Genomic DNA, 15749 nt, shown 5'->3' on the forward strand with positions numbered 1-15749 from the left:
TTGATGACTGTAAACCACAAAAACGCGTCTTTTAAGACGCGTTTTTTATTTACGCAAAAGCAATATTAGCACCTATTGATGCACGAGAGTTTTTTAGTCATAATCGCGGTTCTACAATAAGATCCAGCCCCATAAAACAGCTGGCCTGCCTATACTCTACAAAGACTTACGGGGAAGTCCCTGCCAATGCGTTAATTACTATGCTCAAGTGTAATTAACGTTAAATCAGTTAATGCTGTTGTCCACACTATAAGGATATGGATAGGCGGTCGCTATGAAACTCAAACTCACCATTAAACAAAAGATTCTACTGACAGTGACGCTGGCGGTACTGATGTCGACGATTTTAGTCGGTGTTCTCAGTCAGCGCAGTGCCCGTGAGGTCGTTGAACAACGTATGCTCGGTTCCGAACTGCCAAGCTTAATGCTGCAGATCCGCAATAAGTTGGATCTGGAAATCAGCACGCTGATGAATGGCGCCGAACAACTGGCCCACAGTCAAATGCTCAGACACTGGTTGGAACAGGGACGCCCGGAAGCCGAAGTCCCTTTGGTCATTTCTCAGCTCAAGGATATGACTCGTCAGTATCACTTGGCACAAGCCTCCTATGCCGATCGGGAAACAGCGGCCTATTACACCCAGGACGGCTTTCTGCGGATCCTCAACCAACAGCAGGATGGCTGGTTTTTCAACTACAGAGACAGTCGCCAGGAACGCATGTTGAATGTGTTTACCGAAGCCAACGGCGAGGTCAAACTCTTCATTAACTATCAACAGCCCAACGGTCGCGGCCTGGTGGGGCTGGCCAAGTCACTCGACGATATGGTGCGCCTGCTCAACTCCTTCAAGATAGAGCAAAGCGGCTATGTGTTCCTCACCGACAATCAGGGCAAGATCCAACTGCATCCGGACAAGAACCTGACAGGCAAGCGCAGCCTGCAGGATCTCTACCCAGGCAATCTTAGCAAGCTGCTTGATAAAAGCGACTTCCAGTTGCTTGAAACCAAAGTCGATGGTATCGATATGCTGGTTGCCAGCAGCTATATTCCGTCAATGGATTGGTATCTGGTAGCCCAGGTTCCTCAAGGGGAGATCTTTGCCCTGTTGCAAGAGGCGGCCTATCAAATTCTATTATGGACAGTATTGATTGCCGCCGCTTTTATCTTCCTGGCTGTGATAGTGGCCGGCTCTGTTAGCCGTCCCATCAGCAAGGTGGCGGAAATGTTCCGCGACATAGGCGAAGGCGAAGGCGACTTGCGCCAACGTCTGCCGGTCGAGGGTGAAGATGAAATCGCCCAACTGGCCAAGGGCTTCAACAGCTTTATCTCCAAGATCCAAGACTCTGTGGTCGAAGTGGCCGCCACCAGCGAACAGTTGGGGCTATCCGCCAAGGAAGTCTCGGCGCAGGCCCAGCAGACCATGAGCGACAGCCAGGATCAGAAAGACCGCACCATGATGGTGGTAACCGCCATCAACGAAATGGGGGCAACCGTTAATGAAATTGCCGCCAATGCGGCCCAGGCGGCGGTAACAGCCAAAGATGCCGACAGCGAATCGGCCACTGGCCAACAGGTGGTGACCCGTGCCCGCAATACCATTAACCAATTGTCACAGGATGTGGCTCAGGTCGGCGAGGTGATCGAGTCGCTGGCGACCCACACCAAGTCCATCGGCGGCATTCTGGATGTGATCCGTGCCATCTCGGAACAAACTAACCTGCTGGCATTAAATGCCGCCATTGAGGCGGCTCGAGCCGGTGAGGCCGGCCGTGGCTTTGCGGTTGTGGCCGATGAAGTTCGCAACTTGGCTTCCCGCACCGCCACCTCAACCGATGAAGTGCAGGTGATGATAGATAAGCTGCAGGCCGAAGCCGCCCGAGCCGTCAGTGCCATGGAGCTGAGTCGCAATCGCTCCCATGAAGGCGTTCAGGCCGTCGATGAGGCCAGCCAGGCACTCAGCGGTATCTCGGGACAAATTGCCCAGATAAGCGATATGAATATTCAAGTGGCAGCAGCCACTGAGGAGCAATCCACAGTCGTGGAAGATATTAATCGTAACGTCAGTGAGATCAATGAGATAGCCCAGCGCACTGCCGAGACCGCCGAAGCGGCTGCGGCGGCCAGTGACGCACTCAATAATCTGGCCCACAGGTTGGATACCTTAGTCGCCCGCTTCAAGGTTTAACCTCAGGTTCCCCAACGGCAGCCTTGTCACTGCCGTTGGGAATACTGAACCTCATTCCCGCAAAGCCTTGAGTACACATACAACTTCTGAATCTTACTTCTGATTGGTATAACATAGCCGCAACTATCTTTCGGCTAATAAAAGAGTATTCATGGAACCACAGATAGAATGGGCGCTGTCACATATCGCCTGGCTGATGTTTATTCTGGCAGGACTCTTCTTTGTTTTGCAGCTTTGGCGTTGGCAGCAGCTACTGAAACATATACGGATTCAGTATCCTGAACTGGCTCAAACAGATGAAAAAAAATCATCAAACATAGCGATAAGAGTCAAACAATCGCTGGAATCTGGCACTCTGGCCAACAGCCAGGATCCTGTGATTATTCGTTATCAAAAACAACAAAGCATTCTTAGGCTTATTATGGCTATTTTACTCACTATTGGCTTTGTAATGGCCATATTGGAGTGAACTAAAACCCAGTAATAACTGCGCCACTCAAAACAGACAATAGGTGAATATAAGTTATCTATTGTCTGTATTTACCAACCCAAGGTTGTGCTAGCGTTCCAAGGTTATTGTTTGGGCCAGGGAAAGCTCACCTCAGGCTGCTCGCCATAACAGGTTGGCCGTCTCGGGCAAACCGCACCTCTGGAGCAGATCAATCTGGCATCACCGGCAATACCGCGCTCGACCCAATTGATATTGAGTATCCGTGCCACTGTCAGCAGTTGCTGTTTTATCTTTCTGGGAATGGCACCTTCTCCGCCCTGCTCGACACAAGCCTGCTTAAGATCCTGCGCCAATGACAAGGCATCTTCCCCTTGAGCCTCAATGGCAGGATTGAGATCTATTCCAGCACAGAGCACATGGTGGTTGCCGGCCAAGTCTTTGACCTTAACCGATTCACAGCAATAGATCCTGGGTTGTTGCTCCACATCCAGGATGGAAATCTGCGCCGAACTGCCTTCCTTGGGTTCGGTGATCATCCGAAATACCGCCCAGTGCTGACAAGGATCGGCCACCGCCCGCATATTGCCCCAAGGCAGAGGTATACCGTTACCGCGATACACAGCTTTTAGCTTGCCCGGAGCATAGGCGTCGAAGTAGTGCCAGTGAGGGTAAGGTGAAACCCCGGTCATACGCCGCATCGCTACCGAAGGAGAAACCCCCGCCAATCGGTGAGCATCTATCTCGTAGCCGTATCTGTCCAGCAACTGCCTGAATGCCACCTTGGGGCAGAGCAAGGCTCCGGCAAAGAAACTGGCCTCAAAGCCACGCCAGGCCTGGAGTATATCCTGGGCATTAAGAGAAGAACTCTGGATCTGGGGATCGGTTTCACTGAAGCCACTGCGGCCCACGGTCAACACATTGCTCAGCCCATCACGGTTATGCAGCACACAGTGACCTATATGCACTGCCAGGTCGTACTTGAGCCTAGTTGGTTGAGACTTGAGGATCTCGTTGAGAAATAGCGTTCCCGGCGGCTCCATGTAGGAGGTCACCAACTCTCCGGTACATAACCCCTGGGCATCCGTCAGCTGTTTTGCCGGCCGGGCGAACCATTGGATCTTCAGTCCCTGCGCCGCGGCGAGATCCAGCATCTCTTCTACCGACAAGGGCAGACGCTTCTTACCCACCTCTTCGGCGGCCCGTTCCAGATCGGGGAAATGGTTTTGATGGTGTTCCTGATGGGCGCGGATCAACAGGTGGGCAAACTGGCGGCCGCTGATCCCCGTTTGTGACAGCATCTCGGGAATAGCTATCTGCAAAATATCATTGGAGAACAGGAAACCTGGCTCCAGCGGCATACCACTCACCCCGCCGCGTCGTCCTTTGTCCGGGGTGATAGCCTGCTCCTCCGGCGCATCGTCCAGAAACCAACTCACCTCTTTTTGAAAAACTGCAGCTATGACCGCCAGCATACCTGCACTGGGAACACGCTTGCCCCTTTCGATCATCGACAGGTATGACACGGACGGTGCCGACTCAGGATCGACCCTGACACAGCGTGCCGACAAATCTTCCATAGTTAAGTGATTGCGTTTTCTGAGGTTTCTTATTTTAGTTCCCAGAAAATGTGACTTACGGATCAGGCTTTGGTCTTGGCGCATTTTGTAAAATTCACACTGTAAAATTTTTATTGTGAAATTGTAATCAAAAAAACGCTAGCCTACAAATTAAGCAATTCACAGGAATTGTCCGGCCATGAGGCGACAGTGCCATCAGGTCAAGGAAAGCAAACACGAGGGCGAGACGATGAACATCTCCACTATGCAGCAAAAAATCAATCAAGAGCACAACCCTTTCATCGCCGAAGCCGTCTTTGCCGTGGAAGCACTCGGTGAACGCCATATCGCCGACAAGATGGCCAATGCCAAGCAACTGCTTGACCGGCTGTTCCCACTGGCAAACGGCTCACATGCCGAGGTGGTTTGTTATGTGGTTTACTATCAGCATCTCTTGGCCTGCTTTGCCGATGGCAGCCAATGTGGCCTCAAACAGCCACAACAGTTTGTCGCCCTGAGCGGCCACCGCAGCGAGCCCGAAGCCATATTGCTCAAGGATGATCGCGACTGTCACCTGGAGCTGAGTTTCGACCGCCAAGGCTGTATCGGCAGTCGTGACTGCGCCGCCATTGAAGACATTCAGCTGGAACGCTGTCTCATCGATGGTCGCTGCCAGGACAACAGACTCAAGCGTGAGTGGATTAGCCTGTTGCACAATGATGGCGGTCAGCCACGCAGCAACAAGAGTTGCAAACGCTTTACCACCAAAGATGGCCATGAATATCAGTTGTCTTCACGAGTCTAATCGCAAAAGCGTCATAGACACTTGGCCTTATTAGACACAGCAAACTTCTGCCAGAAGTGACATCGACTCAGGATCGGGGAACTGGCTTCCCTGATCCTGTTGCCTTAGCCAGAGATTCAGCAAAACTTACGCTGAACATTAAGTTAATTTTAGTTTTCCTAGCATTTTGCCTCACTTATACTAACGTCCCCGGAATCTTGCTATCTCTTGCCCATGAGCCAACTGCAGAAAAAGTGGCTGTTTTGCCTGCTTGCCATCGCCTGCCTACACCCCGCCATCTCCTCACCTCTGGCACTTTTGGTGGGATTTGTGCTGGCTAATCTCGGCTGGCTGCCATCGGACTGGGATCTTGGGAAACTAACCAAAAAACTGCTGGCCATCTCCATTGTCGGTCTGGGTTTTGGCATTCCGCTGCAACAGGCGATCGACGCCTCTGTGGGCAACTTACCGTTAATCCTGGGATCAATATTGCTGACTCTGCTGGCGGGCACGGCGTTGACTCGGGTTTTGGGATTGGATAGACGAGTCGGTCACTTGATTGCCAGTGGCACGGCCATCTGTGGTGGCAGCGCCATCGCCGCGGTGGCACCGGCTATCAATGCCCGCAACGAACAAACCGCCATTGCACTGGCCTGCGTCTTTGTACTCAACTCGGTTGCCCTGTTTGTTTTTCCCGTGATAGGTCATCTGCTGCAGTTGAGCCAACATGACTTCGGGGTTTGGAGCGCCATCGCCATTCATGACACCTCGTCCGTGGTGGGCGCCGCGTCTGCCTACGGTGAAGAAGCTCTTAAGACAGCTACCACCATCAAACTGGCACGCGCCTTGTGGATAGTGCCTCTGGCGGCAATCAGCGCCTTGTTGTTTGGTGGCAAGGGGAAACTCAATATTCCCGGGTTTATTCTGTTTTACTGCCTGGCTATCGCCATCACCAGTGTGTTGCCTCAGGGCCAATTTATCTATCAGGAGCTATTTGAACTGGCGAAGCGTACCCTGGTGGTGTGTTTGTTCCTGATTGGCTGCGGTATCACCCTCAGGAAATTAAAACAGAGTGGTAGTAAGCCCTTACTTCTCGGGGTGATCCTCTGGCTGTTTATCGGCAGCTCGTCTCTTGGCTATATTCTCTGGCAGAGTTGAAAACAGGTAACAAAAGCCTACGAAGGCGCTGAGTTCAATCAAAGCCCGCAACAAGCCTTGAGTCTGGGTCGATGCCAGTACCACCAGTAAGAGAAACAGCAGAATATAGCCAGGCTTCACCGCCACCTCCACAGTTAAATAATGCCGCTATTATTGGTGTCTGTGGAGCCTGAGTGCCAATATCGATTCTCAATAATAAAGAACCCAAAGCACTAAGAAAAAATTTTTTATTCCTTTTTATATGCATTAACTGGCAGGAAAACCACTCTCTATGAAGGCGACAGCCTAGTAGCAAGGAGGAAAATTGCCGGAGCAAATGCCTAATCCTACCCACTCAGCCGCCGCAGGATTGGCTTCAAGAAACGCGTGTCAAGTCGCTTTCAAAACGACAGATGCCACCCGCGTCTTAGGCCGCCTGTGAAGTATCGGCGCTAGCAACGGGTTGAATAAAGTCTTCCATAAACCAGGCACAGAAGGTATGGCGGCCATCAACATCCGCCTTGGCGTAAATTGCCGATGCCTGCTGTCGCACCGTCTTCTCCTTGGTGCTGCGAACACTGGCAATCTCTTTGAAACTCAAGCCTTTCAACAGTAATAAAGCCACTTCCTGCTCACTGCGGGTCAGCGACCAGAGTTCAAATTGTTGCTGTACCGCCTGGGTGTATTCCTGGCGAGCAGCTTGCATTCGGCTGGAGATATTGCAGATCCTGGCATCGGCATTGGCTAACTTTGACTTGAGTAGCTGCATCTCGCGGCTGCGGCGGAGCAGATCAAAACTGATATACAGGGCGCCACAGGCGGAAAGCGCCACCAAAATACTCTCCTGCACTATGTGATAAGTCGGCACGCCAAGTTGCATATCTGACAACACATCCAGCAAGTTCAGCGTCATGATCACGCTGAGCAGCCCTATCATCACCAGATCCTTCATTGACGCAACTCCCGATTAATAATCTTCAAAAACATGTAGTTAACTTATGGTACATATGTCCCATAAGCCCAAATATGATACAGGTTGCCGAAGACAACCAACCAAATCAATGCCAGGCTGGCGGCTGGTATTTCCCCAAGAGACACTCCCATGAAAATCCGCCCCCTATACCTGGGTTGTAGCCTACTGTTAATGGTGTTTCAGCTGAGAGCGGCCCCGGAAACAGACAGAGATGCCCTTTTGTCCCTGAGTCAAAACAGGCTGCACACCTCTTCGGCACAACTGGCTCCAATATATCACAGCTCGGACTGGCTGACAGGCTTGCCAAGCATCAGTTTGAGCCACCTGGGCAGCCTGGAAAGCCACAACAGCTATGAGCAGGAGCTCTCGCTCAACCTGCCTTTTCAGTCGCCGGCCATGCAGCGCCAGAATGCCAAGCTCAAGCCCATTAACGAACGCATGCTGGCCTTGCAAAGCCAGCTGCAGCGCCTCTATCTCTCAGGTCTGTTGCGTCAGTATTGGTGGCAACAGGCACAAGCCGAGCAGGAGCTGGCGCAACTACGCCACAAGCAACAGGTACTGCAGCAACTGCTGCAACGGCAACAGGCCCTGAGCCAAAGTGGTGAAATGCCGGCAACTTCGGTACTGCTGTTAAAACGTGAATTGCTGGAGTTGTCGCTCACTAAACTCCCACTGGAGCAACAACAACAAGAAGCCAATGAGGCACTCAAGCGCCTGACCGGGCTGCAACAGCTGCCATCACTGGATGAAAGTGACACCCCACTGCCGGATGATGCCGGTGCCGGGCATCCCATGTGGCAATTGCTGGCGCTGCAGCAGCAACGTCAGCAGCTCACCACAAACGCCCAACTCGAAGGAGATGACACTCCTTGGCTGATGTCTGTCACGGCCAAAAACACTGCAACTCTGGGACAGGATGAACAGTCTCTGGGTCTGGCACTGGAAATCCCCTTACCTGTTGGCAACGGCCTGAGCCAACAACAGCTCGGCGAACTGCAGCAACAAAGGCTGCAACTGGAGCAACAGCAACAACAGCAGCTACTGCAGAGCCAACTACAGTTACAACAACTCAAACGTCGTCAAGCCCAGCTACAACAAGAACAGCAAGGGCTGGAACAAGCCGTGCAGCTGAGCAAACAGCTCAGCGAAACCCTGCTGACCACGGCCGAACAAGGCCCAGCCCAGTATGAGTCCTGGCTGCGGCGCCACCTTGAGGCCCTGGATACCCAAGCCAGGCTGTCGCTCAACCATCTGGCACAAGCCCAGCTGCATTCCCAACAACTGCAAGCGCTCGGAGTTACCCTATGACCCCTAAAACCCTGGTTGGCACACTGGTGTCGACACTGTTCTTCTCCCCGCTGTGGGCGCAGGAAATTTCGGTTGCTGACCTAGGTAAGCTGACACTCAGCTTCACCTCAGTGAACCAAGTGCAACAGATAGAGGCCGCCCCTGTACCGGCAATATTGGCGGCTCAGCCCGGCAGCAGCTTCTATCTCACGGCCCCGGAAACCATCCAACAGCGACGCTGGTTGGTGGCCGAAGGAGAATGGGTCGATGAAGGCCAAGCACTGGTACAACTTAAGGGCGCCGAAATTGCCCACTTTCAGCTGCAATTTGCCGCCGCCGAAGCGGCATTCAAGCTCGCCAAGCAACGCTATGATCGCAACCAAAAGCTGCGAGCCAACGGTGCCATAGGTGCCGAAACCTGGTCGCAGATAAGCCGGCAGTATTTCGACACCTTGTTGCAATATGAACACCTGCAGCATTTCAGTGAATTGCTTAAACCGGGGGATAAACCTGAGACTCTGATATTGCACGCGCCCATGGCCGGACTGCTGCAATACGGCGATAGCAGTGAACCGCTGATGAGCGGCGCCCCACTGCTGGGGATACTGCCCGCCGACGAACTCAGGCTTAAGCTGCGTTTACCCCTGGCCCAGAAAGACAGTGTCAATGCCGTGATGGCCGGAGAGTGCCAACTGCAGATTAGCCGCAAGGACCAGCTGGCCAAACAGGGCTTTGTCGATGCCTGGAGCCAGGCCGTTCCCCCAAGCTGCGGCCTGCAACCCGGGCAGCAGTTGCAGGTTATTCCGCTGCAGGCCATCAATGCCTTGGTGGTGCCCAAGCAGAGTCTCTATTCCTGGGGCACTGGCAGCCAGGTGCTGAGTCACAGCCAAAACAAGCTGCGGCCAATCGACGTACAAGTGCTAGGCGCCAGCGCCGACAGCTACTTCCTGGCACCCAATGAGACTCTGGTCGGTGCCGAGGTGTTGAGCGACTCAGTGGCGGCCGTCAAAGGCATACTCCTGGGTTTGGGGGGCGAATAGCATGCTCAGTGCCATTATCCGTTTCTCCCTGACTCAAAGACTGTTTACCCTGATAACAGCGCTGCTGCTCTGTGGTGCCGGCGCCTATTCCTGGCTGGGGCTACCGCTGGACGCCTTCCCGGATATCTCGCCGACCCAGGTAAAAATCATCCTCAAGGCTCCCGGCATGACAGCCGAAGAGATAGAGGCCCAGGTGACAGTACCGGTTGAGACTGAGCTACTGGGGATCCCCAAGCAGGCGATACTGCGTTCCACCAGCAAGTATGCAATTACCGACATCACCCTGGACTTCAACGAAGGCACAGATATTTACTGGGCCAGACAACAGGTGAGTGAACGCTTGGCGGCGGTATGGGACAAGCTGCCCGCCGATCTGGAAGGCGGCGTTGCCCCCATGAGCACCCCGCTCAGTGAAATCTTTATGTTTTCGCTGGAGAATCCCTCGCTGTCGCTGCTGGAGCGCCGTCAGTTGCTGGAATGGGAAGTCAGGCCGCTGCTGCGTACCGTGCCCGGAGTCGCCGATGTCAACATTCTCGGCGGTTTTGCCAAGACACTGCAGATCACCCCGGATCCCGTCGCTCTGGCTCAGGCCGGTATCAGCCAGGAAGAACTGATAGCCCGTATCGAGAGCAACAACAGCAACACGGGTGCCGGACGCATCACGCTAGGGACAGATAACCTGACGGTTCGCACCGAAGGGCGCATCGACTCGCTGGAGGCCCTGCAACAACTGGTGATTGCCACAAATCAGGGCGGCAGCTATCGCCTGCAAGACCTTGCAAAAGTCGAAATAGGTCATCTCAGCCGCTACGGCGCCGTGACCCGTAATGGTGAAGAAACCACAGAGGCCTTGATCGTCGGCCTCAAGGATGCCAATACCGATCAGGTCATTAAACTGGTACGGGAAAAGCTGGCCCAAATAGAAAAGACCCTGCCTCCCGGCAGCCAGCTGAATGTGTTCTACGACAGGGCCAACCTGATAGACACTGCCATAGGCACCATTTCAGATGCCCTGTTTGAGGCCGTGGTGTTGGTTATTCTGTTGCTGGCGCTGTTTCTCGGCAACTTGCGGGCGGCATTGGTAGTATCACTGTCGCTGCCGCTGGCGGCGCTGGCCACCTTTATGCTGATGCGCTACTTCAATCTGTCGGCCAACCTGATGAGCCTCGGCGGCTTGGTGATCGCCATCGGCATGTTGGTGGACTCCTCCGTGGTGGTGGTGGAGAACATGGTCAACCAGATTGCCGGCGGCAAACGCCTGCCCAGGCTGCACCTCATCTACCGCGCCACCAAAGATGTGGCCGTGCCTGTAGTATCCGGCACCCTGATAGTGATCATAGTCTTCTCACCGCTACTGACTCTCAGCGGCCTCGAAGGCAAACTGTTCACCCCAGTGGCTATCACCATAGTGTTTGCCATGCTGTCGGCACTGGCACTGTCGCTGACAGTGATCCCCGTGCTGGCCTCCTATCTGGTCAATGAAAAAGCGGCCAACGAACCCAAGGCCATTGGCTGGCTCAAGGTGCGCTACCTGCTCAGTCTGCAGTGGGTGTTACAGCACGGTAAGGCTTTTTGCGCCACGGCACTGGTGGCACTGGTACTGAGCCTGGGGCTGTTTACTCAGGTGGGAAAAACCTTTATGCCGACCCTGGATGAGGGTGACATTATTCTGCAGTTGGAAAAGTCCCCATCGATTTCGCTGCAGGCCTCGCTGGCACTGGATACTCAGATAGAGCAGCACCTGCTGGCCACTGTCCCCGAGATACGCCAGTTGGTGGCCCGCACCGGCGCCGATGAACTGGGGCTGGATCCCATGGGGCTGAATGAAACCGATGTCTTCATGGAACTTAAACCCGTGGAGGAGTGGCGCTTTGCCAGCAAAGAGGAGCTTATCGATGCCATACGCACCGAAGTGCTCAAGTTTCCGGGGATCAATTTCAACTTCACCCAACCTATCCAGATGCGGGTCTCCGAGATGCTTACCGGCAGCATAGGCGATGTGGCGATTAAAATTTTCGGTGAAGATCTTGAGACGCTTTCAAGATTGGCCAGCGAGACGGCACACCTGACCAGCGCCACTCGCGGCAGCCAGGATGTCAAAACCGCCATGACCGAAGGCAGCCCCTTTATCAACCTCCGCCTCAAGGAGGGTTTGGCCCGCAGTTACAACATGAGTGCCGATGAGTTTGGCCGATATCTCAAGAGCCAACTGGAAGGCCTGGCCATAACCGAGATAATCCAGGGCAAGAAGCGAACTCCCGTGCTGATCGCCCAGGCAGCAGATGGTATCAACAGCCTGCCGCAACTGGAGCAAAGGCTATTGGTAATGCCGGATGCCAGCCTCAGGCCCCTTGGTGAACTGGCGCAAATAAGCTATCGCGAAGGGCCGATACTGATTGAACGCGAGCAAGGCAACCGTTTTGCCGTGGTCACCACCAATGTCAGCGGCCGCGATATCGTCGGCTTTGTCGAAGAACTACAGGGCAAGCTGGCCGCTGAGCTGTCTCTGCCCAGCGGTTACAGCCTGAATTTCGGCGGCGAATTCGAGAACCAGCAACGGGCGACCCGTAACCTGCTGTTGGTGGTGCCCGTGGCGCTGATGCTGATCAACCTGATCCTGTTCACCACCTTCGGCAATATCTCCAAAGCCTTGCTGATCCTGGCCAACGTCCCCTTTGCCATGATGGGCGGTATCTTCAGCCTGTTTATCTCGGGCGAATACCTGTCGGTGCCGGCCTCAGTGGGCTTTATCGCCCTGCTGGGGGTAGCCGTGCTCAACGGCGTGGTGATGGTCAGTTACTATGAACAGTCGCGGCATCTGTTTGCCAGCCTCAGTGAGCGGGTCGAACAAGGTGCCGCCCGCCGACTGCGGCCGATTTTGATGACGGCCACCACCGCCATGTTCGGCCTGATCCCGCTGGCCTTTGCCACCGGGCCCGGCGCCGAAATTCAAAGGCCGCTGGCAATCGTGGTCATAGGCGGGCTGATCACCTCCACTATCACCACCCTTTATCTGTTGCCACTGCTGTATCAAACCCTGGAGAAACGCCAATGAAACAACTCTTGGTGCTGATAGTGCAGCACAACCTAAAAGACGATGTGGTCGACACCCTGATGTCGCTGGACTACCTCTCCGGCTTCAGCCTGATCAATATCTGTGGCTTCAGCCGCGAGCACAGCCACTTCAATCTCAAGGAACAGGTGGAAGGGTATCGGGAATTCTACAAGTTCGAGGTGATGCATCCGCAAGAGTCACAGCAGGCGCTACTGCAAACCCTGGCGGAGGTCTGCCGCCACAACCCCTGCCGCTATTGGATAGTACCGATAGCGACAGACGGCGTGCTGGGTCAGGACTGACGGGGTTTAAGCCAATACTGGCCGGCGATGGCCAACAGGCAATAGCCGAGGAAAAACCAGAAGCCCGACTCCAGGCTGGCGTGGGTGTGAACCAAATCCCCCATGCCGGCCGAGGCGTTGCCGGCCATATAGGTGATGATAAGCGCCACCACAAATACATCGGCCATGGACCATTTGGCAATGGCCGCGGTAATACTGTCGATGATCTGCCGCACCTTACTGGACAGCGGTGCCTGAGCCAGCAGCATCAGCCCCAGCTTGCAGGCCGGCACTATCACGGAAAACAGCATCACCAGCGCCGCCACCAGGGTATTGCCGTGTTGATGCAGCTCGGTCACTGTGCCCCAGATACTACGGGTCTTGTTGAACACCTCCATTTCACCTTGAAGGTTGTTCAGCCCCAGCATACCGCTGATCATCGCCAGCATTCCCCTAGCACTGTCGCGCCCCGAGTCATCACTGACGGCTTCGGCAATCATGTCCAACCCGGCTTCGGTCAGTTCGGCCTTTTCCACTGTGCCACTGACACTCAAAATAGGTTGAGTCACCCCGGGGATCAGCAAGGCCAGCGACAATAACAGGGTCATGATAGGTAAAATTCGACGCATCGGGGTCACTCCACAAACTCAACAAAAAGGCCCACCACTCGGCGGGCCCATCAGTTTACCCAGTTTACCTCCAGATCAATAGAAGGGCTTGGGGTCGACATCCAATGAGCTGGGCGACACACCTCTGTCTATATTGAGATCCGACTTTAGCAAGTCCACCATGGTTACATCGGTATATCGCTTAAACTTCAAGGAATAGAAGCATTTGACTATGGGGTGCAACACATCTCTGTCTTTGGATTCCCAGACTATGCCCACTCGGCCATCGGACAGTTGCACCAAAGAACCGACCGGATAGACACCGATACAGCGAATGAATTCGTACACCAGGCTCTCATCCAGATGAAAGGGCGTCAGACTGAGCAGAATTTTAAAGGCGGCTGCCGGGCTCATCGCCTCTTTATAGCAGCGGGTGGCAGTAAGGGCATCATAAATATCTACGATACAGCTCATACGCCCATGCAGCGTCAACTCATCCCCTTTCAGGCCCCTTGGGTAACCACGGCCATCGAGTTTTTCATGGTGCATCAGACACACATCCTTGCTCACTTGAGGCAAGCCCTTGGCCTGTTCCATGATCTCGATGGCATAGGTCTGGTGCAACTTCATGTGCTCAAACTCTTCCGGCGTCAGCTTGCCCGGCTTGTGCAGTATCTTGTTGTCCACCTTAATCTTGCCGATATCATGGAGAATACCGCCGATGGCCAGCTGTCTGAGCATCTCACGATCCAGTTTGAGGTATTTACCGAAGGTGATCAGCAGGAAGGCGACATTGACCGAATGTTCCAGTAAGTAGGCATCTTTGGATCTCAACGCCGATATGCATTTCATCGCATCCGAGTCGAGCATCACCGACTCGATCATATTGTCTGCCAATGCCGCGAACGGCTCGACCTCTATCGCCTTGCCTTCGAAGGTTTCACTGAGGACTTTGCGCACCAAGCCCTTGGCCTCTGTCAGTAGCTGTTTGGCCTGACCTCTTGCCAATTCAGGGTTAACCGAGGTTTTACGAGGATGGCTATTGCAAACGGGAGGCTGCTTTTTCAGGCCGCAGCCATCGCTGGAACGCTCAACATCGACCCAGACAAAGCGAATGCCACTGTTGCTGAGTTTAGTGATCGCCTGGCGGCTTCTGATCTGGCCGGCATTGGCGACAGCTAACCGGCCATTGTTCTCAATGGCTGAGACATACATGCCTATCCCCAATCGGGTGACGGGCAACTTCAACAGGGCTGCTGTCGGAACCACATCAGTCATTCTTTCACTCCGGCAAATGCTTCTGTCCTTATCCGAAAAACGTTTGTCAGGGCTTAATAACGACTCTCCAACAAATGTCACTCGGCTTTGCCGTATTCTAGAAGCCAAATCCGGAAATGCCTATGCACCCAAGGGGGTAAAGTTTGCCTTTATGATGCCAATCTCACTCAGATATTGGGCCAAGACACTGAAACCCTTCACTCAACCAGCGGCGATACTGGCAGTTGTAACAGGAGCGGGTCACATCATCTATCTGTTCATCTTCATCATCTTCGGCAAAACAAACACACTGACCGGCTACCTCGCGGGCGGCCTGTAGATTGCTGCTGCCACCTAGAAACAGGCGTTTGCCCTGCTTGAGTTCAAACCATTGCTGCATTCAGAACTCCTTCAGCTGCTGTTTACCGGCATTGTGCCACTCGGCGCCACGTTTGCTGACCAGGAGGGCAAACTTATGCTCGGCCCAAACGGCTTTGACCTTGCCGCTGAGCCACACTGTGTCGGTTTCCTGCAACCACTCACCATCTGTGGTCAATACGCCATCGAGCTCAGAGCGCTTTAGTATGTCGGCAACGCCAAAAGGCGCCGCTTCATCTGTCTGGCCAAATTGCAGCTGGCCTTTCACTCGGCCATCATTACCTGTGAGCCTTAGCCCAAGGCCCGCCAGGGCGCCGATAACACCCTGCCCTGTGCCGCCATGCTCGCTGAGACTGATACCCAAGCGTTTGGCCAAACCGTAAGCTTGCTCCTTGGTCTTGACCTCTTGCTTGGCCTCACGACCAAAAGCCATCAGCGCTTCCTGACCGCTGAAACCGGCCAGAGACAAGAGCGCCAACCCAGGGTCGGCGGCGCTGGCAGATTCCCTGAGCAGATGAGCTATGGCCAACTCACGTATCGTCTCTAAGGTAAGCTCACCGCGATAACCAAAGCACATGGCACTATTGTGGGAAGTGTAGGGAATATCCGGATGCACATAGAGCTGATGCCGGGTCACCAAAGAGGTTTGCCCACCTTGTTGGGTCAGCAACTCAGCTATCTCAGAAGCTATCTCACCGGTGCCTTTGGTGCCGATATCATCGGTATCGTCTATACAAATCAGCCAATCTTTCATCAA

The 15749-nt window shown here is 54.0% G+C and carries 14 protein-coding genes; 8 read left to right on the top strand and 6 right to left on the bottom strand.

What is annotated here, in order from left to right:
- The first annotated feature begins 274 nt into the window (after positions 1-274).
- Together WKR14_RS19905 and WKR14_RS19910 are read left to right on the top strand one after the other, a co-directional pair.
- Entirely contained in the window at positions 275-2185 is a 1911-nt protein-coding gene (locus WKR14_RS19905) for a methyl-accepting chemotaxis protein (RefSeq protein WP_335921950.1), read from the top strand.
- A gap of 151 nt (positions 2186-2336) precedes the next feature.
- Positions 2337-2654: a hypothetical protein gene (locus WKR14_RS19910; protein WP_234555682.1), complete on the top strand. Its 318-nt coding sequence runs from the start codon at positions 2337-2339 to the stop codon at positions 2652-2654.
- 104 nt (positions 2655-2758) lie between these two features.
- On the opposite strand, the gene WKR14_RS19915 is transcribed toward WKR14_RS19910, so the two are convergent.
- Positions 2759-4297: a DUF3612 domain-containing protein gene (locus WKR14_RS19915; protein WP_101055871.1), complete on the bottom strand. Its 1539-nt coding sequence runs from the start codon at positions 4295-4297 to the stop codon at positions 2759-2761.
- 94 nt (positions 4298-4391) lie between these two features.
- On the opposite strand from WKR14_RS19915, the gene WKR14_RS19920 reads away from it, so the two are divergent.
- Both WKR14_RS19920 and WKR14_RS19925 read left to right on the top strand, forming a co-directional pair.
- Positions 4392-4997 carry a malate synthase gene (locus tag WKR14_RS19920; protein WP_224867743.1) on the top strand — a complete coding sequence of 202 codons (606 nt, stop codon included), beginning with the start codon at positions 4392-4394 and terminating at the stop codon, positions 4995-4997.
- 213 nt (positions 4998-5210) lie between these two features.
- Positions 5211-6134 (top strand): YeiH family protein, encoded by a 924-nt coding sequence (locus WKR14_RS19925; protein WP_234555683.1) that lies wholly within the window; start codon positions 5211-5213, stop codon positions 6132-6134.
- Positions 6135-6540: 406 nt separating this feature from the next.
- Here WKR14_RS19925 and WKR14_RS19930 read toward each other — a convergent pair whose 3' ends face one another.
- Positions 6541-7065 carry a helix-turn-helix transcriptional regulator gene (locus WKR14_RS19930; protein WP_101055875.1) on the bottom strand — a complete coding sequence of 175 codons (525 nt, stop codon included), beginning with the start codon at positions 7063-7065 and terminating at the stop codon, positions 6541-6543.
- A gap of 84 nt (positions 7066-7149) precedes the next feature.
- On the opposite strand from WKR14_RS19930, the gene WKR14_RS19935 reads away from it, so the two are divergent.
- Genes WKR14_RS19935 through WKR14_RS19950 form a run of 4 tightly spaced genes read left to right on the top strand, consistent with a single transcriptional unit; the run spans position 7150 to position 12770 of the window.
- Positions 7150-8394 carry a TolC family protein gene (locus WKR14_RS19935; protein WP_165565927.1) on the top strand — a complete coding sequence of 415 codons (1245 nt, stop codon included), beginning with the start codon at positions 7150-7152 and terminating at the stop codon, positions 8392-8394.
- On the top strand, positions 8391-9413 hold the full coding sequence (locus WKR14_RS19940; protein WP_165565926.1) for a membrane fusion-like protein: 1023 nt from the start codon (positions 8391-8393) through the stop codon (positions 9411-9413). The genes WKR14_RS19935 and WKR14_RS19940 overlap by 4 nt, the downstream gene beginning before the upstream one ends.
- A gap of 1 nt (position 9414) precedes the next feature.
- Positions 9415-12468 (top strand): efflux RND transporter permease subunit, encoded by a 3054-nt coding sequence (locus WKR14_RS19945; protein WP_101055878.1) that lies wholly within the window; start codon positions 9415-9417, stop codon positions 12466-12468.
- Positions 12465-12770 (top strand): DUF3240 family protein, encoded by a 306-nt coding sequence (locus WKR14_RS19950; RefSeq protein ID WP_025009174.1) that lies wholly within the window; start codon positions 12465-12467, stop codon positions 12768-12770. Before WKR14_RS19945 ends, WKR14_RS19950 begins: the two co-directional genes overlap by 4 nt.
- Here WKR14_RS19950 and WKR14_RS19955 read toward each other — a convergent pair.
- The 4 genes from WKR14_RS19955 to WKR14_RS19970 form a co-directional block, all read right to left on the bottom strand.
- Positions 12761-13378: a paraquat-inducible protein A gene (locus WKR14_RS19955; RefSeq protein ID WP_101055879.1), complete on the bottom strand. Its 618-nt coding sequence runs from the start codon at positions 13376-13378 to the stop codon at positions 12761-12763. The two genes, WKR14_RS19950 and WKR14_RS19955, sit on opposite strands and share 10 nt — an antisense overlap.
- A 75-nt stretch (positions 13379-13453) precedes the next feature.
- Entirely contained in the window at positions 13454-14635 is a 1182-nt protein-coding gene (locus WKR14_RS19960; RefSeq protein ID WP_101055880.1) for an HD-GYP domain-containing protein, read from the bottom strand.
- Between the two features lie 163 nt (positions 14636-14798).
- The gene (locus tag WKR14_RS19965) at positions 14799-15014 is read right to left on the bottom strand and encodes a hypothetical protein (RefSeq protein WP_025009171.1); all 216 of its coding nucleotides are present in this window, start codon (positions 15012-15014) and stop codon (positions 14799-14801) included.
- Entirely contained in the window at positions 15015-15746 is a 732-nt protein-coding gene (locus WKR14_RS19970) for a DNA-binding protein (RefSeq protein WP_101055881.1), read from the bottom strand.
- Positions 15747-15749 lie beyond the last annotated feature (3 nt).

It is taken from the genome of Shewanella chilikensis, assembly GCF_037953065.1.
GTDB lineage: Bacteria > Pseudomonadota > Gammaproteobacteria > Enterobacterales > Shewanellaceae > Shewanella > Shewanella chilikensis.